The sequence below is a fragment of the Providencia sp. PROV267 genome (genome assembly GCF_028477825.1).
Lineage (GTDB): Bacteria > Pseudomonadota > Gammaproteobacteria > Enterobacterales > Enterobacteriaceae > Providencia > Providencia stuartii.
In genome coordinates, this window is sequence record NZ_JAMPLX010000003.1 from 112480 (window position 1) to 134985 (window position 22506).

General features: G+C 41.0%; 22 protein-coding genes, 1 other RNA gene and 1 pseudogene. 5 read left to right on the forward strand and 19 right to left on the reverse strand.

Annotated features, from left to right (window positions below; all coding sequences use genetic code 11):
* Positions 1-208: 208 nt before the first annotated feature.
* The 7 genes from gcvP to PR709_RS03155 form a co-directional block, all read right to left on the reverse strand.
* Complete coding sequence (gene gcvP / locus PR709_RS03125) at positions 209-3085, reverse strand: aminomethyl-transferring glycine dehydrogenase (RefSeq protein WP_004921716.1); 2877 nt, start codon at positions 3083-3085, stop codon at positions 209-211.
* Between the two features lie 96 nt (positions 3086-3181).
* Positions 3182-3574 (reverse strand): glycine cleavage system protein GcvH, encoded by a 393-nt coding sequence (gene gcvH / locus PR709_RS03130; RefSeq protein ID WP_014656389.1) that lies wholly within the window; start codon positions 3572-3574, stop codon positions 3182-3184.
* Between the two features lie 53 nt (positions 3575-3627).
* A complete protein-coding gene (gene gcvT, locus PR709_RS03135; RefSeq protein WP_004921724.1) occupies positions 3628-4722 on the reverse strand; it encodes a glycine cleavage system aminomethyltransferase GcvT in 1095 nt (364 codons plus the stop codon).
* A gap of 501 nt (positions 4723-5223) precedes the next feature.
* Positions 5224-6453, reverse strand: coding sequence for an FAD-dependent 2-octaprenylphenol hydroxylase (gene ubiI / locus PR709_RS03140; RefSeq protein WP_014656390.1), 1230 nt, complete (start codon positions 6451-6453; stop codon positions 5224-5226).
* 25 nt (positions 6454-6478) lie between these two features.
* On the reverse strand, positions 6479-7657 hold the full coding sequence (ubiH, locus tag PR709_RS03145) for a 2-octaprenyl-6-methoxyphenyl hydroxylase (RefSeq protein ID WP_072502435.1): 1179 nt from the start codon (positions 7655-7657) through the stop codon (positions 6479-6481).
* Positions 7658-7686: 29 nt separating this feature from the next.
* Positions 7687-9003: a Xaa-Pro aminopeptidase gene (gene pepP / locus PR709_RS03150; protein WP_004921736.1), complete on the reverse strand. Its 1317-nt coding sequence runs from the start codon at positions 9001-9003 to the stop codon at positions 7687-7689.
* Between the two features lie 280 nt (positions 9004-9283).
* Positions 9284-9862, reverse strand: a complete 579-nt coding sequence (locus PR709_RS03155) for a YecA/YgfB family protein (protein WP_004921737.1) — start codon at positions 9860-9862, stop codon at positions 9284-9286.
* A 175-nt stretch (positions 9863-10037) separates the two neighbouring features.
* Between PR709_RS03155 and zapA the strand changes: the two genes are divergently transcribed.
* The 3 genes from zapA to PR709_RS03170 all read left to right on the forward strand — a co-directional run bounded on the left by zapA (position 10038) and on the right by PR709_RS03170 (position 11383).
* On the forward strand, positions 10038-10367 hold the full coding sequence (zapA, locus tag PR709_RS03160) for a cell division protein ZapA (protein ID WP_004921740.1): 330 nt from the start codon (positions 10038-10040) through the stop codon (positions 10365-10367).
* Between the two features lie 112 nt (positions 10368-10479).
* Positions 10480-10661: non-coding RNA, 6S RNA (gene ssrS, locus PR709_RS03165), on the forward strand.
* A gap of 131 nt (positions 10662-10792) precedes the next feature.
* Entirely contained in the window at positions 10793-11383 is a 591-nt protein-coding gene (locus PR709_RS03170) for a 5-formyltetrahydrofolate cyclo-ligase (protein WP_036941161.1), read from the forward strand.
* Between the two features lie 41 nt (positions 11384-11424).
* Here PR709_RS03170 and serA read toward each other — a convergent pair whose 3' ends face one another.
* The 3 genes from serA to rpiA form a co-directional block, all read right to left on the reverse strand.
* Positions 11425-12675: a phosphoglycerate dehydrogenase gene (gene serA, locus PR709_RS03175; protein WP_004921747.1), complete on the reverse strand. Its 1251-nt coding sequence runs from the start codon at positions 12673-12675 to the stop codon at positions 11425-11427.
* A 329-nt stretch (positions 12676-13004) separates the two neighbouring features.
* Positions 13005-13526 carry a YcxB family protein gene (locus PR709_RS03180; RefSeq protein ID WP_061063821.1) on the reverse strand — a complete coding sequence of 174 codons (522 nt, stop codon included), beginning with the start codon at positions 13524-13526 and terminating at the stop codon, positions 13005-13007.
* A gap of 170 nt (positions 13527-13696) precedes the next feature.
* Positions 13697-14353, reverse strand: coding sequence for a ribose-5-phosphate isomerase RpiA (gene rpiA, locus PR709_RS03185; protein WP_004921758.1), 657 nt, complete (start codon positions 14351-14353; stop codon positions 13697-13699).
* A gap of 191 nt (positions 14354-14544) precedes the next feature.
* Here rpiA and PR709_RS03190 point away from each other — a divergent pair, with 191 nt between their 5' ends.
* Entirely contained in the window at positions 14545-15447 is a 903-nt protein-coding gene (locus PR709_RS03190) for a LysR family transcriptional regulator ArgP (protein ID WP_004921761.1), read from the forward strand.
* Here PR709_RS03190 and PR709_RS03195 read toward each other — a convergent pair.
* The 4 genes from PR709_RS03195 to PR709_RS03210 all read right to left on the reverse strand — a co-directional run bounded on the left by PR709_RS03195 (position 15444) and on the right by PR709_RS03210 (position 18517).
* Entirely contained in the window at positions 15444-16178 is a 735-nt protein-coding gene (locus PR709_RS03195) for an oxidative stress defense protein (protein WP_004921765.1), read from the reverse strand. The genes PR709_RS03190 and PR709_RS03195 overlap by 4 nt on opposite strands.
* 118 nt (positions 16179-16296) lie before the next feature.
* Entirely contained in the window at positions 16297-16914 is a 618-nt protein-coding gene (gene argO / locus PR709_RS03200; RefSeq protein ID WP_004921770.1) for an arginine exporter ArgO, read from the reverse strand.
* A 205-nt stretch (positions 16915-17119) separates the two neighbouring features.
* On the reverse strand, positions 17120-17995 hold the full coding sequence (gene mscS, locus PR709_RS03205) for a small-conductance mechanosensitive channel MscS (protein WP_272570715.1): 876 nt from the start codon (positions 17993-17995) through the stop codon (positions 17120-17122).
* Between the two features lie 150 nt (positions 17996-18145).
* Complete coding sequence (locus tag PR709_RS03210; protein ID WP_014656392.1) at positions 18146-18517, reverse strand: YacL family protein; 372 nt, start codon at positions 18515-18517, stop codon at positions 18146-18148.
* Between the two features lie 209 nt (positions 18518-18726).
* Between PR709_RS03210 and PR709_RS03215 the strand changes: the two genes are divergently transcribed.
* Positions 18727-19104, forward strand: coding sequence for a VOC family protein (locus tag PR709_RS03215; RefSeq protein WP_004921781.1), 378 nt, complete (start codon positions 18727-18729; stop codon positions 19102-19104).
* A gap of 306 nt (positions 19105-19410) precedes the next feature.
* Here PR709_RS03215 and PR709_RS03220 read toward each other — a convergent pair whose 3' ends face one another.
* The 5 genes and pseudogenes from PR709_RS03220 to PR709_RS03240 form a co-directional block, all read right to left on the reverse strand.
* Positions 19411-20118, reverse strand: coding sequence for a type 1 fimbrial protein (locus PR709_RS03220; RefSeq protein WP_040133342.1), 708 nt, complete (start codon positions 20116-20118; stop codon positions 19411-19413).
* A gap of 65 nt (positions 20119-20183) precedes the next feature.
* Positions 20184-20819 carry a fimbrial protein gene (locus PR709_RS03225; protein ID WP_036941165.1) on the reverse strand — a complete coding sequence of 212 codons (636 nt, stop codon included), beginning with the start codon at positions 20817-20819 and terminating at the stop codon, positions 20184-20186.
* Between the two features lie 60 nt (positions 20820-20879).
* Positions 20880-21509 carry a hypothetical protein gene (locus PR709_RS03230; protein WP_004921792.1) on the reverse strand — a complete coding sequence of 210 codons (630 nt, stop codon included), beginning with the start codon at positions 21507-21509 and terminating at the stop codon, positions 20880-20882.
* Positions 21510-21566: 57 nt separating this feature from the next.
* Positions 21567-22205 (reverse strand): DUF1120 domain-containing protein, encoded by a 639-nt coding sequence (locus tag PR709_RS03235; protein ID WP_004921795.1) that lies wholly within the window; start codon positions 22203-22205, stop codon positions 21567-21569.
* Positions 22206-22263: 58 nt separating this feature from the next.
* A pseudogene (locus PR709_RS03240) lies at positions 22264-22506 on the reverse strand (fimbrial protein); the annotation flags it as partial.

Sequence of the window (22506 nt, forward strand, 5' to 3'; positions counted from 1 at the left end):
AATAGAGTTTGCTCTTGGTGTGAATCAGTGAATCAAATACCCGGTAATAATATCGGGTATTTAACTCAATCGTGTTATCACGCGGAAAATACCAACGGCTATCGATTGATGAAAAAGATGCGTTTTATCCTTTCCCCACTATAACTAAAAACCCCCAATAATTGATAATACAACTATTGAGGGCTACCTATTATTTACAACACGCTAATCACATATACTCTTCAATCGGCACACAGGAACAATGTAAATGGCGATCACCATAAACATCATCCAAGCGCTTCACGGCAGGCCAATATTTGTTTGCTTTTGTGGCCGCTGTTGGGAATACAGCTAACTCGCGGCTATAGGCATGCTCCCACTGCGCCACTAGCTCTGTTTGAACATGTGGAGCATTAACCAGTGGGTTATCTTCCAGTGTCCATTCCCCATTAGCCACTTTGTCAATTTCATTGCGGATGGCTAACATCGCATCAACAAACCGATCAATTTCCACCAGACTTTCTGATTCTGTTGGTTCAATCATCAATGTACCCGCAACAGGGAATGACATGGTTGGTGCATGGAAACCATAATCGATGAGGCGTTTTGCGATATCTAATTCGCTGATCCCTGTATCTTTCTTAATTGGGCGCAAGTCAACAATACATTCGTGAGCAACGTAGCCATCACGACCTGTATACAGAATGTCATAGCGGCCTTGTAGACGTTTAGCAATGTAGTTCGCGTTTAAAATCGCTACCTGACTTGCTTTTCTCAGACCATAAGATCCCATCATACGAATGTACATCCAACTGATTGGCAGAATGGACGCACTACCAAAAGGTGCTGCCGAAACTGCGCCTTGCTCAGTGATCATCTCTTGTTCAACAACTGAATGCCCCGGAACAAATGGCGCTAAATGTTTTTTCACGCCAATTGGCCCCATACCTGGACCGCCACCACCGTGTGGGATACAGAAGGTTTTGTGTAAATTGAGGTGAGAAACATCGGCACCAATATAACCTGGCGTTGTTAGGCCTACTTGTGCGTTCATATTGGCACCATCGAGGTACACTTGCCCACCAAACTGATGAATGATCTCACAAACCTCTTTGATGCTCTCTTCATACACGCCATGAGTTGACGGGTAAGTCACCATCACACACGAAAGATTATCGCTATGTTTTTCTGCCTGCTGACGTAAATCCACCAGATCGATATTCCCTTCATCATCACAGCGTACCACCACCACTTCCATACCAGCCATATGTGCTGATGCAGGGTTGGTGCCGTGTGCCGATGCAGGGATAAGGCAAATATTACGGTGTCCTTCATGGCGGCTTTCATGGTAGCGGCGAATTGCCAATAACCCTGCATATTCACCTTGGGCACCTGAGTTAGGCTGCATACAGACTGCATCATACCCTGTTAACTGAACTAACCAATGTGATAGCTGCTCAATCATTTGATGATAGCCCTGAGCTTGCTCCGGTGGGCAGAATGGATGCATTTCGCCAAATTCAGGCCATGTGATCGGCAACATTTCAGCCGCAGCATTTAGTTTCATCGTACAAGAGCCAAGCGGGATCATCGCTTGGTTCAATGCGAGATCTTTACGCTCTAGGCTGTGCATATAGCGCATCATTTCCGTTTCACTATGATAACGGTTGAAATTCGGATGCGACAAAATGGCATCATCACGTTGCATTGAAGGGCAAATAGCACTCTCTTGGGCCGAAACTTGTTTATCAAGTTGTTCGAAATCCAATTTTTGCTCATTTCCTGTGATGATAGTGAATAGCTCATTCAAGTCTTGGCGTGTTGTTGTTTCACTGAATGTGATACCAACTGCACCATGAATATCAGTACGTAAGTTGACCTTCGCACTTTCCGCCCGCGCCAGAACGGCAGCTTTATCTGCTACCTCAATTGAGAGTGTGTCAAACCAGCTCTTATGACGTAGTGTGATACCCGCATCTTGTAGCGCCTTAGCGAAAATAGATGTCAAGCGATGAATACGCTCAGCAATCAATTTTAACCCTTTTGGGCCATGGTAAACGGCATACATTGCGGCAATATTTGCTAGCAACACCTGTGACGTACAGATATTTGAGTTTGCTTTTTCGCGGCGAATATGTTGTTCTCGGGTTTGCATCGCCATACGCAGTGCAGTATGACCGGACGCATCGCGAGATACACCAATAATACGGCCAGGCATTGCGCGCTTGTATTCATCTCGGCAAGCAAAAAATGCGGCATGTGGACCACCATACCCCATAGGCACACCAAAGCGCTGTGCTGAGCCAAAGACAATATCAGCGCCTTGTTTACCCGGTGCGGTTAACATCACCAGAGCCATCATTTCAGCGGCCACACAACTTATAATTTTACGCTCTTTGAGTTGCGCATACAGTTCACTGTAGTCATGGACTTCACCAGTCGAGCCTACTTGCTGCAATAACGCCCCAAACACACCTTCGTGTTCAAGGACTTTCTCAGCTTTATCGACTATCACTTCAAAGCCAAATGTGCCTGCACGGGTGCGAACAACATCTAATGTTTGTGGATGAATATCGTCAGCAACAAAAAAACGTTCAGCATTTTTTAATTTACTAATACGTTTCGCCATCGCCATGGCTTCCGCCGCTGCTGTCGCTTCATCTAAAAGGGAAGCGGAAGCTAATTCAAGCCCTGTTAAATCAATCGTTAATTGCTGAAAGTTTAATAACGATTCCAAGCGTCCTTGAGACACTTCTGGCTGATAAGGCGTATAAGCCGTATACCAACCTGGGTTTTCGAGTAAGTTACGTAAAATAACGGGCGGTAAAATAGCCGGGGCGTACCCCATCCCAATATAACTCTTGTAGCGCTTATTTAAACTCGCTATTGCTTTCAATTCTGCTAACGCTTCTTGTTCTGTCGCCCCACCACCGACTCTTGGTGGCTCTGCCAATAAAATGGCTTTAGGGACAATATTGTCTGTCAGTGCATCAAGAGAGGTGGCACCCACAGTGTCCAACATCGTTTTTACTTGTTGTTCTGATGGACCAATATGGCGTTGAATAAATTCCGAACGGTTTTCTAATTGACTCAGAGGCATCGTCATAGCTGTGTTCCCATTCCTATATCTAATCTGCTGCTAAAGGGTAGGCTTCAAAGCAAAACGCCCCGTAATGACAGCATTACGGGGCGTTTTACGGTATTATTCGTCTTCTTCGAGCAATGCTGAGTAAGCGTCAGCATCTAACAAATCAGCCAGTTCTGATTCGTCGGTAATTTTAATACGGAAAATCCAACCTTCTTGATAAGGTTGCTCATTGACCAGTTCAGGCGCATCAACTAGCGCTTCGTTAACTTCAATGATTTCACCACTTAGTGGAACATAAATATCGGATGCAGCTTTAACAGATTCGACAACCGCACATTCACTTCCAATATCAACAGAGCTGCCCACTTCGGGGAGATCGACAAACACCATATCACCTAATAACTCTTGGGCATGCTCGGTAATACCTACGGTGTAAACGCCATCACCTTCATGACGGACCCACTCATGCTCACGGGTATATTTCAGCTCTGCAGGAACATTACTCATCATCAACCTCACTCTTATTTACGAATTTTTTCATTATGGGGGATTAGCCACTCTTAAACGAGGGCTTTTCCTTCCCGCACAAACCCAGGTTTTACCACCTCAACAGGCATTTCTCGGTTACGTATTTCAACAATGGCTTTATCTTGTATTTCTTTTGGCACACGTGCCAAGGCAATACTGAAACCGAGTGTTGGCGAGAAAGAGCCGCTGGTAATAACCCCTTCTTGTAATTTACCTAAATCGTCGGTGAAACGTACCGTTTGGCCTGCTCGTAATATGCCTTTTTCACGCATAACAATACCGACTAATTTTTCGGTGCCTTGCTCTTTTAATTTCTCTAATGCTTCACGACCGATGAATTGGCGGTCTTCAGGCTTCCAAGCGATCGTCCATCCCATATTGGCAGCCAGTGGTGAGATAGTCTCATCCATGTCTTGCCCATATAAATTCATGCCAGCCTCAAGGCGCAAAGTATCACGCGCACCTAACCCTGCGGGATGAACACCGGCTTTCAGCAATTGATGCCAAAACTCGACCACTTGCGCTTTCGGCAATGCTATTTCATAGCCTTTTTCGCCAGTATAGCCCGTAGTTGCAATAAAGAGTTCATCGGCTTGCACCCCATAGAATGGCTTCATATCTGCCAACAGGGCACATTGTGATGGCGTCAATAGCGAATGGACTTTTTGTTGCGCTGTAGGGCCTTGAACCGCTAATAGGGCAAGATCATCACGCACTTCAATAGAGACAGGATACGATTTCATATGCTGTTCAATCCATGCGATATCCTTATCACGGGTCGCGGAGTTGACAACCAAGCGGTAGAAATCATCATTAAGGTAATAAACAATTAAATCGTCAATGACTCCGCCTGAAGCATTTAACATCCCCGTATAAAGTGCCTTCCCTTTGTCGGTCAGCTTGGCAATATCATTTGCGAGAAGATAGCGAAGGAAATCGCGGCAACCTTCACCATGTAGATCAACAATAGTCATGTGGGAGACATCAAACATCCCAGCATCGGTTCTCACTAAATTATGTTCATTGATTTGTGACCCGTAGTGCAATGGCATCATCCAACCATGAAAATCCACCATTTTCGCACCGCAGGCTATATGTTCATCATATAGCGGGGTTTGCTTTGCCATGAATACCCTCTTTACATTTGAATATGATAGGGTGAGCGCCACTGTTGCTGTGCAGGAAAATGATTTATCACGCCACAGCCAATAACGCTACGCAAACGATAACATCTTATTAAAAACTACCACTGTTTTTAGTAAGAAACCATTAAAAAAAATAGGGCTACCAACACTCTGTATTACTGATTACAAGCGACATAATCCAGCTAATTTTGTTAAAAAATTGAGAATGATCACTCAATCCCACTATATTTAACCTAAAAGCGTAGAGTTAATCATCGTATCTCTAGAGATGTTAGTGAAAAACCAATGTTAGCACCCCACAGCAAAATTAGTAAAACTAATGCGAAATTTGGCTATAATTAGAATTTCTCAATCATGAATACAAAAAATAACGATGGCAATTACGTCAATAATCGCCTTGCCATCATTGAAAAAAATGAGTGTTCCACGAACACAAAAAGAGAGGGATTGGCAGCGTTTACTACTGCCAATTGATAGGTAATATTATTTAGAGGGGGCTAGCTGAACTTTTTCTAGCCATTCAGGCATATCAAACAGGCCCATAGCATGATTAAGTAGTTGAGGTTTCACGCCGGGTAAGCTATCTGCCAGCACCAATCCTATATCACGGAATAATTTCTTAGCCGGATTGTTGCCATCAAATAATTCACGGAACCCTTGCATACCAGCAAGCATCAAAGCCGCACTGTGTTTACGATGGCGCTCGAAAGTACGCAAGTAGAAATATTGCCCGAAATCTTTACCTTCACGATGCAGGCGTTTGATTTCCCCTAACAGCATGGCAACATCCATAAAGCCTAAGTTAACTCCCTGCCCTGCCAATGGGTGAATAGTGTGAGCGGCATCGCCAAGAAGTGCTAAACGTTGCGCCGCAAACTGTCGTGCGTAACGCCCCGTTAAAGGGATAGTCAGTCGTTCACTCTCCAGTTGGCATAGCCCTAAACGCGTATCAAATGCGACCGCTAACTCTTTTTCAAAATCTGCTTTATCCATTTGCTGACGTCTTGCTGCTTCTGTTGCAGGTTGAGACCAAACAATTGAACATAGATGAGGGTCACTCAACGGCAGAAATGCCAATATCCCTTTACCATCAAAGGATTGGCGTGCTACCGCCTCATGGGGCTGCTCTGTGCGGATCGTCGCAACTAAGGCCGTGTGCTCATAATCCCAAAATGTCAGGGGGATATCGGCATGACCACGTAACCAAGAATTGGCACCATCCGCCCCGACAATAAGCCTTGCGGTTAACATCGAATCATCAGTGAGGGTAATAAAAACATCATTTTCCCCCCAAACGACTTTTTGAATAGTCGCCGGTGCCAGTATAGTCACCTCTCGCAAGGTGGATGCTTTTTGCCATAACGCATCACGAATCACGTTATTTTCAACAATATGCCCTAAATGGGAGAGGTTCTGCTCTTTTGCAGAAAACTGGATACGACCAAAGCTGTCATTATCCCAAACTTCCATGCCGTTGTAGGCTGAAGCCCTCATTGATTTTATTGTTGACCAAACATCTAAATAGCTTAGTAATTTTTCGCTCGCTGCATTAATCGCAGACACTCGCAGTGCATAAGGGTCACTGTCCGAAAAAGGCTTTTTCGCTGGATGACTTTCAATTACGGCAACACGTAGCCCTGAGCCTTCTAAACCACAGGCAAGTGCTAGGCCAACCATACCACCACCGGCGATAACCACATCAAACGATTGCATATTTTTATTCCTCTTAGTTCTGTGGTTATTGTTCCGCCACCCAGCCAAGTGTTTGACGAGCTAATACATCACGTACTGACGGTAACATTTCCATTGCCATTAAACCTAAATTACGTCCAACCACTAACGGCAAACAGCGATTTGCAAAAATACGAACCAAACCATCTGTCATGGTGACCGTTCGTTCTCTATCAATAGCACGCGCTTGCTGATACGTATTTAACAGTGCATAAGCGCCAATATCCTGACCTTGTTGATGTGCGGCAACCACCAATTCCGCTAACTGCATGACATCACGGATCCCAAGATTAAAACCTTGCCCTGCAATAGGGTGTAGCGTTTGCGCTGCATTTCCCACTAACACAGTTCGATGGCTAATTGGATTTAACGCTTTTCGAAGGGATAACGGATAACAAAACCGTGTTCCCACTTGAGTGATTTTACCAAGCCGCCAGCCAAAAGCTTGCTGAAGTTGCTGAATGAATGTTTCATCATCCCACATTTTAATCGTTTCGGCTTGCTCTTGATGATGGCACCAAACTAATGAGCTGCGCCCTTGCGACATCGGCAACAAGGCTAAAGGGCCAAACTCAGTAAAACGCTCGAATGCTTGCCCGTGTGGGTTTATCGCCGTTTTTACATTGGCAATTATTGCAACTTGCCCATAATCGTCCTGCTGCCACTGCATATGACAGGCATGGCCCACGGCAGAATGGCTACCATCTGCGGCCACCAATAAGGAGCCTGAAAGAGTTTCGCCGTTATCTAGCGTGACTGACACACATTCACTGTGCCGCTGGATATTTTCAACTTTCGCAGGGCAATACAGAGTAACGCCGGGAGCTTTACGCAATAAGGCAAATAAGCGCTCCCCTGCATCATGGAGTTCAATCACATTACCAAGCTCAGGGATGTGATAATCCTGCGCGTTGATATTGACAAACCCGGCATGCCCTCTATCGGAAACATGAACATGAGTTATTGGTGTGACACAATCCGCCAGTGCTTCCCAAATACCAATTTTAGACAATCGCTGACATGTTCCATGGGCAAGCGCTATCGCTCGAGCATCAAACCCTGGATGTGTGCCTTCCGGTAAGGAAGCTTCTATCAGTGATACTGACAATTTTCCTTGGCTTAATGATGAAATAGCCAGAGCCAATGTTGCCCCTGCCATTCCACCACCAACAATAATCACGTTCATGTTGTATTAATTACCTTTTACTACTTATTTTAAGCATTTTTAGCTTCAGCCATTAATGCCTCGATTTCATCAGGGTCCTTCACCACTAAATCGGTCAAGTTTTCATTACCATTTTCGGTAATTACAATGTCATCTTCTATGCGGATACCGATCCCGCGATACTCTGGTGGCACATCTGCATCAGGCGCAATATACAGCCCCGGCTCTACAGTCAGAACCATACCTGGCTCTAAGATCCTATCACGCTCCACCCCATAGCATCCGACATCATGAACATCTAACCCCAGCCAATGGCTTAAACCATGCATAAAGAATGGGAAATGTGCTTTGTTTTCGATCAATTGATCGACATCGCCATGCAAAATACCCAGTTCCACAAGTCCTTCAACTTTGATTCGAATGATTTTTTGCGTCACTTCATGAATGCTGGTGCCCGGACGATATAATTCTAAAGCCGTATTCAATGCTTTCAGTACGATATCGTAAATAGCGCGTTGCGGCTGCGTAAATTTACCATTGACGGGGAAAGTACGTGTGATATCACCAGCGTAGCCATCAAATTCAGCCCCCGCATCAATTAACACCAACTCTCCATCTTTCATTTCACTTTCATTTTCAGTGTAATGCAGAATGCAGGCATTTTCGCCGCTGCCAACGATCGAGTTATACGAGGGGTAGCGTGCCCCATGGCGAGTGAATTCGTGCTCCAACTCCCCACAAAGCTGATATTCATACATGCCTGGTTTACAGGTCTTCATTGCTCTGATATGCGCTAATGCAGAGATCTCACCTGCTTTGCGCATCACCGCAATTTCAGCTTCCGATTTAAATAAACGCATCTCATGCACTAAAGGACGCCAATCAATCATAGTATTTGGTGCGCGCAAATTGCGGCGACTACCTTTACGAAGAATATCTAGCGCACCGAAAACTAGTTTGTCTGCATATTCGAATTCGCCTTGCGCGTGATAAATCACATCAAGTCCATTAAGGAGTTGATAGAGTTGTTCTTCAATTTCATCAAATGGTAATGCTTTACTAACGCCCAGTTTTTCAGGCGCTGCTTCTTGCCCTAATCGACGACCAAACCAGATTTCAGCCGTTAAATCACGAACACGGTTAAAAAGCACCGTATGGCTATGTTTTTCATCACTTTTGATTAGCAGTAAAACGGCTTCAGGCTCACTAAACCCTGTCAGGTAAAGAAAGTCGCTGTGCTGACGATACGGGTATTCGCAATCTGCATTGCGTTGAGCCACAGGCGCTGAAAAAATAATAGCGGCGCTTGCTGGCTTCATCTGAGCCAATAATGCGTTACGACGAGAAATAAATTCCTGTTTATTCATACCGTTTCTGCCTTATTATCTAGATTGTTGAGTAGAGGGTTACGCTTATTTATTAAGCGAATATACTTACCACACTTCAAATTACCTTGTTATTTGCACAGGCTCAATCACCCAAGTAACATCAATTCTTTACTCTTTCGAGGGGATATCTTTGCTTGCCGCCTAGATGCAACTCGAATTAGGTAGAGTACAACGGCAAGCAGTTAATCTGTACCTGTTTCACTTTACAAATGGCTATTTAGCTCAAATAAGCAAAGATGGTGAACAGGCACAAACTGTTTTAATGAAGAATGGGTTTATTATTGCCAGTTGTCGACTGCTCTTTTTTCCCTTCGGTGAAAGTAATATAACAAAGCTGAACAGCGACTCTGACATATTCGACGACTTCTTCTAACGCCTGCTCAAGCTCTTCTTGGTCTTCATCTTCATCATAACCAAGCATGCCAATATTACGTAAGTCGTTAATCACTTCACTGACTTCTTTTTTATCTGCAAGTTTAGGTTGAGCCACGCCAATACCTAATAAGAAATGGTTTACCCATCCTGCCAGTGCATCTGCGTGATCAAAGACGGACGCATTTTCATCGGGAAATAGCATTGAGAACGCAAATTCACTGTCGTCCAACACTTGGAAAGTCGTGTCATATAATTCACGTAGTGGTTGAGCAATAGCTTGAGGGAACGCTAAACCATCATTAGCCAGATCGTGGACTAATGTCTGCCAGCCACTATCGCGACTTCCTCCACAAATCAGTCCTGTAATTAAACCGTGAATTTCTGCGGCAGTCAGTGCGATAGAATGCTGTTGGAGAAGGTTGTCCAACGTTTCATAATTTGGTAAAGATTTTTGTATAGACATCTGAATTCGTCATGTTAGCTAATGATTCATGATATGCTACCATCAAGGATGGTCGCTATACCAGTAAGCTTTTGATCTGTATTTTTAATAAAGCAGCTAAAATTAGTGAATAAACCATCTATTATTTTACGCCGAACATTGTATTTGCGGCGAGTCCTATTCGTATGGAGGTATCATGTCCGCACAACCTGTTGACATTCAAATATTCGGGCGCTCAATGAGAGTCAACTGCCCTGTCGAACAAAAAGAAGCCCTACTGGCATCCGCCCAAGAACTTGAGCAACGCCTTCAAGATCTCAAAGATAGAAGTGGTGTTACTAATACAGAACAGCTTATTTTTATCGTTGCATTGAACGTGTGTCACGAATTAACACAAGAAAAGACAAAAACACGCGATTATGCATATAATATGGAAGAGAAGATAAAAATGCTGCAACAAACAATCGAGCAAGCATTACACGATCAGGTAAAAATCACTGAGAGGCAGGTTATGCCTATCGGCTAAATTTGCTTAATAATCATACACTAGTATAAAAAAATAAACGAAAATAGGGTTGCTTTTTAAATCCAATTTCATACAATGAAGTACATAGAGTGACGTTACGCACTCAAACCAAATTTCTCTGAGATGCTCGTGAGTGGGTCAGTCCCCTGAGCCGATATTTCAAAAAAACAGAATGTGGTTATTGCGCTGGTGAGCACGCCTGATTCGCTCAGGAAGCCTAAAGGTTGCTAAACTACGTTCACCTTGAACCAAGGGTTCAAGGGTTACAGCCTACAACGGCATCTTGGAGACCCTCAATTTTTCCCATAAGCTTGCTTCTAATACTATTATCTCACGCTCATTAGGCTATACTTCCAACCATTACTTACATATTTATCAAACCACTAATAATAATAGAGTTAATAGCCTCTAAGGTTGCGGATCTTATGGAAGATAACTTATCAGTCATGCGTCAGCAAATTCGCCAATCGGTTCGTCAGTTACGCCAGCAGCTGAGTCCAGAGCAACAACAACTGGCTGCAAAAAAAATCGTACAACATACCTTATCTCACCCTAAGATTGCTCAAGCACAACACATTGCGTTGTTTCTTTCTTTTGATGGCGAGATCCACACTCAACCATTAATTGATGCACTATGGCAGCAAGGGAAAAAAGTTTACCTGCCCGTATTACATCCCTTTAGCCCTCATCATCTGCTGTTTTTAAACTATGCGCCGACAACTCAGTTAGTTAAAAATCGATTTAACATCGATGAACCCCCATTAGACGTAACCCAAGTGCGACCCATAAATCAGTTAGATGTCATGATGATCCCACTGGTTGCCTTTGATGAACAGGGTCAACGTTTGGGTATGGGAGGCGGTTTTTATGATAGGACTTTAGCTAATTGGCAGCAGAAAGGATTTTACCCAATAGGGCTTGCCCATGATTGCCAACGGGTCACTGCTCTCCCCGTGGCACATTGGGATATTCCTCTTCCTGAAATTATTACCCCACAAAAAATATGGCACTGGTAACCCAGTGCCATAATATCCATTCGATACGCTTGGTTAAATGATTAATACAGTAGTCGAGCGCGGATAGTGCCCGGCAATTGTTTCAATTTAACCAGAATATCATCAGCGTGATCGGGCTGTTGCGTGATAATATCAATTACAACGTAACCAACATTTCCAGCAGTACGTAAATACTGGCCAACAACGTTGATATTGTTTTCAGTAAACACTTGGTTAATGCTATTCATCATTCCAGGGCGGTTTTCATGAATATGCAATAGACGGTTAGTATCTTCAGTATGTACTGGCAGAGAAACTTCAGGGAAATTAACCGCGGAAAGCGTCGAACCATTATCTGAATATTTCGCTAATTTACTTGCAACCTCTAACCCGATATTTTCTTGTGCTTCTTCTGTTGAGCCACCAATATGAGGCGTCAAAATCACGTTGTCGAACTTGATTAGCTCACTAATGAATGGGTCATTAGGGTCATTGTTCGCCGCAGGCTCTGTCGGGAATACGTCAACTGCCGCACCTGACAGATGTTTGCTTTCCAGTGCATCAGCCAAAGCAGGGATATCAACAACTGTACCGCGTGACGCATTGATGAAAATGGCCCCCGGTTTCATCAGTTCAAACTGCTCTTTTGCAAACATATTTTTGGTGCTTGCTGTTTCTGGCACATGCAAGCTCACAACGTCGCTCATGTTTAATAGTTCAGCCATTGAGCGAACTTGTGTCGCATTACCCAGCGGTAATTTATTTTCAATATCATAAAAATAAACATCCATACCAATCCCTTCAGCCAAAATACCTAGCTGAGTACCGATATGACCGTAACCAACAATCCCTAAGCGTTTACCGCGAGCTTCAAAGCAACCTTTCGCCTGTTTTTCCCAGATGCCGCGATGCGCTTTCATATTCGCTTCAGGAATACGACGTAACAGCAGTAACAATTGACCTAAAACCATCTCAGCAACGGAACGGGTATTTGAGAAAGGCGCATTAAAAACAGGGATACCGCGTTTCGCCGCAGCATCTAAATCCACTTGGTTTGTACCAATACAGAAACAGCCGACAGCCACTAATTTTTCTGCTGCCGCAAAGATCTCTTCAGTCAGATGAGTACGGGAGCGAATACCGACAAAACGCGCATCTTTAATTGCTTCTTTTAACTCTTCGTCCGACAACGCACTTTTGTGATATTCAATGTTGGTATAGCCTGCTGCTTTTAAATTATCAACCGCGCTTTGGTGAACTCCTTCCAATAGTAAAAATTTAATTTTGTCTTTTTCCAAAGATACCTTAACCATTTACCCTACCCTATCAGCTTAAGATTCATAACAGATGAACTTTCCGTGTACCAACATAGCAAAAAACGGCGCAGTATCAATACAATCGTTTGCCTCATTTATCTGGTTAAGTGCGAAGAAAAAGAAGTTATGTGGCAGAAAATCAGGGGCGGTAACACAAAATAAGGATTTTGCCTGTGCAATAAGCATTAGTGTGAGATATATCACCAAAATAAGGGGGAAATAAAAATTGCTATTTTTTTTATTGCTAGATGATATTAGTAAAATAGATGACTTAGACAGGCATCTATCTTCCAAACCAATAGACCAATTGTTTTTACAGCAAAAATTTACTTAACTAAATTAATCGCTTTTTCTTTTACCATTCGCACAAATTGTTGGCTCTCTTCTGTCGACGCAAAACAGCGTGCTGGAATGATAATGGCAAAAACACGGTCTATAAAAAGATACAATAAATCACCATCCGTCCGTATAAATTTAAATGACTCCCATTTAATCAATGCGTTGCCATATTTACTTACCTCATGAAGCCCAATCTCATCAAAACGATATTCCTTTTCACAAAACAGGTAGCCGCCTTCATCAGGAATTGCTCGATTAAACGTTTTCAATAATCGAACGGCAATAAACAAAAATAAAAATGAGGCGATAATAAACGCAATGGTTAACTGAAAAAGGGTGATATTTAAAAGCTGAAAGGCAACAATAAATGCGATGAAAAAAACAACCGCCATCACAATCAACGATTTATCCCATGCACTATTCTCGGAAAAATAGTCATTTTTATAACAGTAATTATTGAAACGGACATATTCGTTGCGTTCGAGTTTGACTTTGATGTGATCTACCATGTCAATACATCCCTAGTATCATGAAATGATCATTTGAGAAAGGCTAAAGTCAGTCGTTCCTAGCTATGCTGTTATCAGCATAGCTAAGTCAATCTAACTGGCTAAGGGGAATATTCAAATAATAACCGATTTCTAACAAACAGCAGTATTAAATCGATATTCAGAACAAACTATTTAATCGTTTTTACGCCTTCAGAAGTCCCCATTAAAACAATGTCAGCGCCACGATTTGCAAACAAACCAACCGTAACAACGCCTGCAATGGCGTTAATTTTGTTTTCGAGAGCAACAGGATCCACAATGCTTAAATTATGCACATCAAGAATCACATTACCGTTATCAGTAACGACATTTTGGCGGTACTCTGGTACACCACCTAATTTAACAAGTTCACGCGCGACATAGCTGCGTGCCATTGGGATCACTTCAACAGGGAGAGGGAATTTACCCAATACATCCACTTGTTTAGACTCATCTACGATGCAAACAAATGTTTTGGCAATCGCTGCCACAATTTTTTCACGTGTTAAGGCTGCCCCGCCACCTTTGATCATGTTTTTATGGTGATCAATTTCATCTGCACCATCAACATAAACATCCAGCGAATCAACATCATTACAATCTAACACAGGAATGCCCAGTGATTTAAGTTTCGCTGTCGATGCTTCTGAACTTGAAACTGCCCCCTCTATCTGCCCCTTCATTGTTGCCAAAGCATCAATAAAATGAGAGGCGGTAGAGCCAGTGCCGACACCAACAATCGTGCCCGGTTTCACGTAATCTAATGCTGCCCAACCTACTGCTTTTTTTAATTCATCCTGAGTCATGCGATGCCTTCTACTATTTTTAAGAGTGAATGAGGTTTTTATCTGCTAATAATATTATATAACGGACACCTAACAAGTTCAGCTTTGTTCGTAATATTCTGTGATTCACACATTGTCATCAATATTGCAGGTGTTCTGAGGCAAAATATGGCATAGTGAGTCGTAGAATAACAACAAGGAGAATACCCCCAATGAAGCGCCCTGATTACCGCGCGTTGCAAGCACTGGATGCTGTCATTCGTGAAAGAGGATTTGAGCGGGCAGCTCAAAAATTATGTATTACACAATCTGCCGTCTCACAGCGGATCAAACAATTAGAGAACCTATTTGGTCAGCCGCTACTCGTTCGGACAGTACCGCCACACCCCACAGAGCAAGGGCAGAAGCTATTAGCACTTCTTCATCAAGTAGAATTACTCGAAGAACAATGGCTCGGTGATGAAAACGGGGGGTCAACGCCATTACTACTTTCACTTGCAGTCAACGCCGACAGTCTAGCAACTTGGTTATTACCTGCACTTAATCCTGTTTTAGGCAATAGCCCAATTCGTTTGAATATCCAAGTGGAAGATGAAACACGAACGCAAGAACGGTTAAGACGTGGCGAAGTGGTTGGCGCAATCAGTATTCAACCTCAAGCATTGCCGGGGTGTTTAGTCGATAAACTCGGAGCATTGGATTATATTTTTGTTGCATCACCCGATTTTGCAGCAAAATATTTCCCTGAAGGCGTCACACGTTCATCGCTTCTTAAAGCGCCAGCAGTAGCCTTTGACCACCTTGATGATATGCACCAAGCTTTTGTACAACAGAATTTTGGTCTATCGCCCGGTAGTGTGCCATGTCACATCGTTAATTCATCAGAGGCATTTGTACAACTGGCAAAACAGGGGTCAACTTGCTGTATGATCCCACATTTACAAATTGCTAATGAGCTTAGTACAGGTGAATTAATTGATTTGACGCCAGGGCTATGCCAACGTCGGATGCTATATTGGCACCGTTTTGCCCCGGAAAGCCGTACGATGAAGAAAGTCACTGACGCCCTACTCAAAACAGGGCGTCAGATGTTAAAACAAGAAGATGAAACTTAACGTTTTAATTCAAAAACCACATCAACTTGGTCGTTAAAATCAATACTCTGCTGCTCATAAGTTTCGTTGACATCGCGCTCAGGGGCAGCAGAGAGTGCCATTTTCGCTCTGTAATTCATGACTGGCGCAGGGTATGGGGTCGCATCCGGTGCACGATAATTCACACTGTATACAGGCCCTAACTGAACATTAAACCCTTTTGCCAAGGCATTCGCTTGTTCAATCGCATTTTTAATCGCTTTTTCTCGAGCCTCATCGCGATATTGTTGAGGGTTATTCACACCGAACTGAACTGAATTAATTTCATTAAGCCCTGCTTTTAATGCACCATCAAGCAAGGTATTGAGTTGATCTAATTTAGTGACTTTAACTTCAACAGAACGAATTGCTGTATAACCTACAATGGATGATTTCTGAGATTCTTTATCATACTCATATTTTGGTTGAGTACGCACATTAGCAGCATTGATATCTTTCTTTTCGATACCATTTTGTTTCAAGAACTCAAAATATTCAGCAACACGTTTATCAACGCCTGTTTTAGCCGCTGCTGCATCTTTTTCAGTCACTTCAACATTGATATTTAATGTCGCCATATCCGGTGATGCTTTAATTATTGCATTACCTGACGTTGTAATATGTGGCCCTTCAGGAAGCGGATTAGCTTGTGCAATAGCAGGAACCGCAACACCAGCCATCATGGCAGCAAGAACAAGAGACTTTAACTTCACAGGACCTCCTAATAATCAATAATAAGAAAGTTGTGGTGACATAACTTATTTATCCCACAACCTTACTTAAACATTAACACATCCTATGTGAAATTCGTTTCGGATTAATAAGAAATTATCAATACCCTAACCCTTGCTTCGCTAATTGAAAGGCAATAAACCACATCACCATTCCAACAAAGAGATTAATTACGCGTTGTGAACGTGGCTTATTTAGTATGGGGGAAAACCAAGCCGCTAATATCGCTAAAGCAAAAAACCAAGCAAAAGATGCGGTCAGTGCCCCTGCCGTAAACCACGGCCGTAATGAGCTTTCTAACTGCCCTCCCACACTGCCTAATACCACAAAAGTATCTAAATACACATGAGGGTTTAGCCACGTTACCGCAAATAGAGTCACGATCACTCGCCAACGATTGGCAACCTTATTCTCTGCTTGCACCCTAACTTCATCGCGACTAAAAGCGCTACGACATGCGCCGTAACCATACCAAGCTAGAAACGCTACCCCAGCCCATGTAATCAATTGCAACAGAATTTCAGACTGGCTTAGTAATGCACTTCCTCCAAAAACGCCAGCAATAATTAATACTGTATCACTTAAGGAGCATAAAAATGCACTCATCACATGATATTGCTTTCGACTTCCCTGCTGCAAAATAAATGCATTTTGCGGGCCTAATGGAAGTATCATTGCAGCACCAAGTAAAGCACCCTGAATATAAATCGTAAACATGCATAAATTCCTAATAATTATTCATTTTATTCAATGAGATTCTAATTAGAAAAAATTATTAGGGAAAATTATTATTTCTTATAGAAGATTAGAATAACTTATTGTGACGTTCGCTATCTAAACGATAGGAAAGGAAAATCAGCAAATAAAAAAAACTGGGTACAGTACAATAAACTGACCCAGTTTTATCATTCAATAAATACGCTTATTCTGTCATATCTTTTTTCACTGCAATAGCAGCCTGTTGATGTAAATGGACATCCATTTGAGGGAATGGTATACCAATATCGTGCTTATCGAGTGCACGTTTGAAATTTTCCATTAAATCCCAATATACAGGCCATGTGTCACCATTTTTAGCCCAAAAACGGACTAAATAATTTAATGAAGATGGCGCCATTTCGTGTAAACGGATAGTCACACCTTTATCGTGTAAAATACGCTCATCAGCAGCAACAATGTCACCTAATACTTTTTTGACTAAATCAATATCTGAATCATACGCCACTCCAACAATAATATCAGTTCGGCGATCAGGTTCACGAGTGATATTGATAATGTTATCTGCAATAATTTTACCATTCGGAATGACGATAATGCGATCATCTGCTGTTCTAAGTGTGGTAGAGAAAATTTGAACGTTTTGAACCGTTCCTTCTACAGCCCCAATTTGGACATACTCACCAGCTCGCAGAGGTCTAAACACGACTAATAATACACCAGCGGCAAAGTTGCCTAATGAGTTTTGTAATGCTAAACCAACAGCTAAGCCCGCAGCACCCAATACAGCAATCACAGATGCTGTTTGAACACCAATTTTGCCAAGTACAGCAATAAACGTAAACGCAACAACAGTATAACGGACAATCGCGGATAAAAATTCACTCACGGTAGGGTCGATGCCGCGTGCTGTCATCACACGATGTAAGCCACGTCCAACCCACTTAGCAATCATCATACCGACAATAAGAATGACGATAGCAGAAACGATATTCACCGCATACTGAACTAACAGATCCTGATTTGCCGCAAACCAATTCGTTGCGTCATTCAACGCTCCGGTAACATCATCAGTATTCATACAGTCCTCTAATTTTTAAATGGAATTACTCGGTAAATGAAATTATCACATGCTCCCAACAATTTAGTTCTTATTCAAACTAACCATGTGATATTGCAATTAAATAATAACTACAATATCTAAAATCTGACAACATTTTAAAACAAAAATTTATTTTACTTTATTTTCTAAAACGAATTGTCTGTAATCGTTAAGCATACTCATAAAATCATCAATGCCGCAAAATGCGACACTTTCATTATCATAGTAACTCATTCCCTCTTCTAAACCCTCCGTCTCGAAAGCAAGTTGATTCGCTCGGATCATCACTTCTTCATCGTCTAATACCAATGTGTATTCATGACCGATTAATTCCCATTGCTTCTCGCTACCTTTAATCGATTCGTATCCGGCTTCTATTTCATCTAACAGACTAAAATCGCCTTTAATTTCCTCATTAAGCCAATAACCAACCGCTTCATGATCCATCGAAAATTTTGCCGATATCTCTCCAGTTATATCCTGAAAAAATTGGTATTCCATAATCCACCTCACACCAGACGTCATTCGTTATAATTATACCTCTAGTTCAGTATTATTGTTCGCTAAAACATGAGATAAAAAGAAAGCTCACTATGATATGGGGAGCATTGATGAACTTTTGTTCTGCAAAAAACGACAAACGGCTAATAGCAGAACAAAGTAAGCGTCATCGCATAACACGACATAAAGAAGAAGGATAGGAGTGTCTGATGATTAACCATTTAGACCATCTGGTGTTAACCACAACCGATCAAAACGCGTGTATTGATTTCTACACCCATGTACTCAAAATGAAGTTGATAACCTTCGGTGAGCAGCGCTATGCGTTGCAATTTGGGGAGCAAAAAATAAATATCCACCAATATGGTAAAGAATTTGAGCCAAAAGCTCATTTACCCGTACCTGGCTCACTCGATTTATGTTTTATCAGTAATACACCAATAAACCAAATTATGACGTTTATTCAACAGCAAGGTGTCGAGATTATAGAAGGCCCTGTCAAACGTACAGGCGCAATGGGAGAGATATTATCTATTTATATTCGAGATCCTGATTTAAATCTGATTGAGATAGCAAATTATATATAGCCATATACTACTGCTAAATTCGTACAAAGGTAGCACGAGTCGTACAGACTGGCTACCTAATCAAAAATTAAGCTGTCCCCAATACACTATGCCATGAGATATCGAGTGCCTGATTTTTATTTATATTACTTAATAACAATGGATATGTAACTGTGAATTTTGATAAATTATACTGCTTGGAAAAATGATTTCACAATATTTTGATTATATTTTATCTGTACAAAATCATTTAGATAATCAAAAATTTATACAGGCATAAGTTAACATTAGATTCCCCGCATAAAATACAAATCCCATTTTTTATTATTAAATACTAAAATTAAAAGTAATTATAGCTTCTGCATTATAATTAACTTCATCATTAAGCTCAATATTTGCTTTAGCCAAATCATTTCGTGAGTTAATAAACATACTCTCTTGTTCAAAATTTGCTGAAAATACTTTCCCTGGTATTAATGACCTCATAAATTCATTCTTACTTATTGATTCACCATTTGCCTTAGACCATCCATAATATTCCCCCTTAGTTAACACATATTGCCCAAGACCCGCTGTTGAATGTATTGAGTTATATAAACGGCGAACATATCCAGAATTATTATCGACCTTAGCATCTTTTACTAAAAATGAGACACCACCAAGTGCGGCCGGTTTACCCCCATTAATATGAAAATATTTATGTGCAATATCAGGACTTACTGGCGTCGAAGGTAAATTTAAGCTTTCATAAAGATCCGTCGCCATGAATAGTAAATAAGTCTCTGCGTCACATGTCACTGTAACCGTATTTTTTATTTTTGAGTTTTCCGGGAAAATATATCTATTCGACATAGGTATAACATCAACAGAGAGTTTTCCCATGTCATATATGATATTGGTTTGCTCTTCTCCATTAACCATACAGGTTGGTGGCTTAATATCACCAGATATTTTTAAATTAGCATTTGTATCTGCATAGCTTAAACCAGCGGCTAATAATGGTAATACACCTAAACATTTTACTGTATTTTTCATATTAAATTAACGCCCCTAATAATTTAAATAGGTCAACAACCTAACCCGATTAGAATAAAATAAAATTAAATACCAAAACCAAATGATAATGTCGCACTGCCATCTAGGGATACATCACCAGCACTCTCTTTTACCTCACCATAAAACATTGGCTTAACTTCAAAATCAGCCGCGAAAATTTGTCCTGATGCTAACTTTGTCGATGTTTCAGCCCAAGCTGTTTTTTTCGATTGGCTTATTAAAAGTTCTGGCACAGCGCTCCCTCCCGCAGCCAACACAGAGACTTTTTTAGCGCCTTCATCACTATTTCCTTTAACAGTCGCATTTGACATTGTAATAGTGTAAACACCAATATTTTGGCTATTATCAGCACCATATTTACCTAAACCAAAGAAGATATCGCCTGGATTTATGACACTATCACTACGATTATCTTTGGCTATAAAATTTAAATAAGTGGCAGCATCACACACTATTTCAATTCTTTTCGTTTCACCATCTAAATATAAGATATCTGAACTAGGAAACATTTCTGGAGCGATATCAAATCGATATTCAATATCCACTTCATTCTGATTATTGATAGAGCATGTTGGTGGTTTAATATCGCCAGATACTTTCAAATTAGCACTGATATCTGCATAACTTAAACCTGCTACCAATAACGGCAATAAGCCCAAACATGTTATTGTGCTTTTCATCGTAAATTAACAATCTCAATAGGTTAAATAGGTCAATTATCTAACCTATTTAAAATAAAATTAAATACCAAAACCAAATGATAATGTCGCACTGCCATCTAGAGATATATCCTCAATATTATTTGTTCTGATTATATTTAATACCGCATAAACCTCAAAATCAGCAGCAAAAATTTTTCCTGGTGCTAATTTTTTCGATGTTTCAGCCCAAGCTGTTTTTTTCATTTTCGCTATCGAGGTTTCTGCTACAGCTTTGCTTCCTTCTGGTAACACTAAAACACGTTTAGCATCTTCTTCACTATTCGCTTTAACAGTCGCATTTGACATTGTAATGCTATAAACACCAATTTCATTATTATCAGCACCATATGTACCTAATCCAAATAATAATGCTGCGTCGCTAGGACTAATGCGATTATCATGAGCCACAAAACTTAAGTAAGTCGTTGCATCACATACGATTTCGATTCTTTTCTTTTGTTTATCTAAAGATGTTCTTCCTGAACGGTTAAGCATTTCTGGCGATATCGTGTAATTATATACAATATCTACTTCATTCTGATTATTGATAGAACATGTTGGTGGCTTAATATCACCAGATACTTTCAAATTAGCATTTGTATCTGCATAACTTAAACCTGCTACCAATAACGGCAATAAGCCCAAACATTTTATTGTGTTTTTCATCATGAATTAACAATCTCAATAAGTTAAATAGGTCAATTATCTAACCTATTTAAAATAAAATTAAATACCAAAACCAAATGATAATGTCGCACTACCATCTAGAGATATATCCTCAATATTATTTGTTCTGATTATATCTAATACCGCATAAACCTCAAAATCAGCAGCAAAAATTTTTCCTGCTGCTAATTTTGTCGATGTTTCAGCCCAAGCTATTTTTTTCAATTGGTTTACATCCGTTTTTAACTTAGCGGTATTTCCTGACAATATTAAAACGTTTTTGTCGGCTTCTTCACTATTCTCTTTAACAGTCGCATTTGACATTGTAATGGTATAAACACCAATATTTTGGCTATTATCAGCACCATATTTACCTAATCCAAATAAGATACGACCTTGTTCTGAAGAAACGCTATCAATACGGTTATCTTTGGCTTCAAAGCTTAAGTAAGTTGTAGCATCACACACTATTTCGATTCTTTTCTTTTTTCTATCTAAAGGTGTTGTTTCTGAACGATTAAGCATTTCTGGCGATATCGTGTAATTATATACAATATCTACTTCATTCTGATTATTGATAAAGCATGTTGGTGGCTTAATTTCACCAGATACTTTCAAATTAGCATTTGTATCTGCGTAACTTAAACCCGCTACCAATAACGGCAATAAGCCCAAACATGTTATTGTGTTTTTCATCATGAATTAACAACCTCGAAAATTAAGATAGGCCAAATAGATGGCCTATCTTAAAATCACGTTAGATACCAAAACCAAATGATAATACCGCGTGGCCATCTAAAGACACGTCACCTGAGCTATTCTTTAAGTCTTCGCTCAATGTTGGGGTAACTTCAAAATCAGCCGCAAAGATTTGTCCTGAGGCTAATTGTGTTGATGATATTGCCCACGCTGTTTTGTTTGTCTTTTTAACCAAGGCCTGTGCGGCAGAGAAAAGCGTGCCTGATCGGATCCCTGTCTGCTTTCCTGCATCTTCACTGTC

Excerpts from the sequence above, each read along its gene's own strand:
- gcvP (WP_004921716.1), bottom strand. The coding sequence starts at position 3,085 with ATGACGATGCCTCTGAGTCAATTAGAAAACCGTTCGGAATTTATTCAA.
- PR709_RS03225 (WP_036941165.1), bottom strand. The coding sequence starts at position 20,819 with ATGAAAAGCACAATAACATGTTTGGGCTTATTGCCGTTATTGGTAGCA.
- zapA (WP_004921740.1), top strand. The coding sequence starts at position 10,038 with ATGTCCGCACAACCTGTTGACATTCAAATATTCGGGCGCTCAATGAGA.
- mscS (WP_272570715.1), bottom strand. The coding sequence starts at position 17,995 with ATGAATACTGATGATGTTACCGGAGCGTTGAATGACGCAACGAATTGG.
- PR709_RS03155 (WP_004921737.1), bottom strand. The coding sequence starts at position 9,862 with ATGTCTATACAAAAATCTTTACCAAATTATGAAACGTTGGACAACCTT.
- PR709_RS03220 (WP_040133342.1), bottom strand. The coding sequence starts at position 20,118 with ATGAAAAATACAGTAAAATGTTTAGGTGTATTACCATTATTAGCCGCT.
- PR709_RS03170 (WP_036941161.1), top strand. The coding sequence starts at position 10,793 with ATGGAAGATAACTTATCAGTCATGCGTCAGCAAATTCGCCAATCGGTT.
- gcvH (WP_014656389.1), bottom strand. The coding sequence starts at position 3,574 with ATGAGTAATGTTCCTGCAGAGCTGAAATATACCCGTGAGCATGAGTGG.
- argO (WP_004921770.1), bottom strand. The coding sequence starts at position 16,914 with ATGTTTACGATTTATATTCAGGGTGCTTTACTTGGTGCTGCAATGATA.
- serA (WP_004921747.1), bottom strand. The coding sequence starts at position 12,675 with ATGGTTAAGGTATCTTTGGAAAAAGACAAAATTAAATTTTTACTATTG.
- pepP (WP_004921736.1), bottom strand. The coding sequence starts at position 9,003 with ATGAATAAACAGGAATTTATTTCTCGTCGTAACGCATTATTGGCTCAG.
- PR709_RS03210 (WP_014656392.1), bottom strand. The coding sequence starts at position 18,517 with ATGGAATACCAATTTTTTCAGGATATAACTGGAGAGATATCGGCAAAA.
- PR709_RS03230 (WP_004921792.1), bottom strand. The coding sequence starts at position 21,509 with ATGATGAAAAACACAATAAAATGTTTGGGCTTATTGCCGTTATTGGTA.
- PR709_RS03235 (WP_004921795.1), bottom strand. The coding sequence starts at position 22,205 with ATGATGAAAAACACAATAACATGTTTGGGCTTATTGCCGTTATTGGTA.
- rpiA (WP_004921758.1), bottom strand. The coding sequence starts at position 14,353 with ATGACTCAGGATGAATTAAAAAAAGCAGTAGGTTGGGCAGCATTAGAT.
- PR709_RS03215 (WP_004921781.1), top strand. The coding sequence starts at position 18,727 with ATGATTAACCATTTAGACCATCTGGTGTTAACCACAACCGATCAAAAC.
- PR709_RS03180 (WP_061063821.1), bottom strand. The coding sequence starts at position 13,526 with ATGGTAGATCACATCAAAGTCAAACTCGAACGCAACGAATATGTCCGT.
- ubiI (WP_014656390.1), bottom strand. The coding sequence starts at position 6,453 with ATGCAATCGTTTGATGTGGTTATCGCCGGTGGTGGTATGGTTGGCCTA.
- gcvT (WP_004921724.1), bottom strand. The coding sequence starts at position 4,722 with ATGGCAAAGCAAACCCCGCTATATGATGAACATATAGCCTGCGGTGCG.
- PR709_RS03190 (WP_004921761.1), top strand. The coding sequence starts at position 14,545 with ATGAAGCGCCCTGATTACCGCGCGTTGCAAGCACTGGATGCTGTCATT.
- ubiH (WP_072502435.1), bottom strand. The coding sequence starts at position 7,657 with ATGAACGTGATTATTGTTGGTGGTGGAATGGCAGGGGCAACATTGGCT.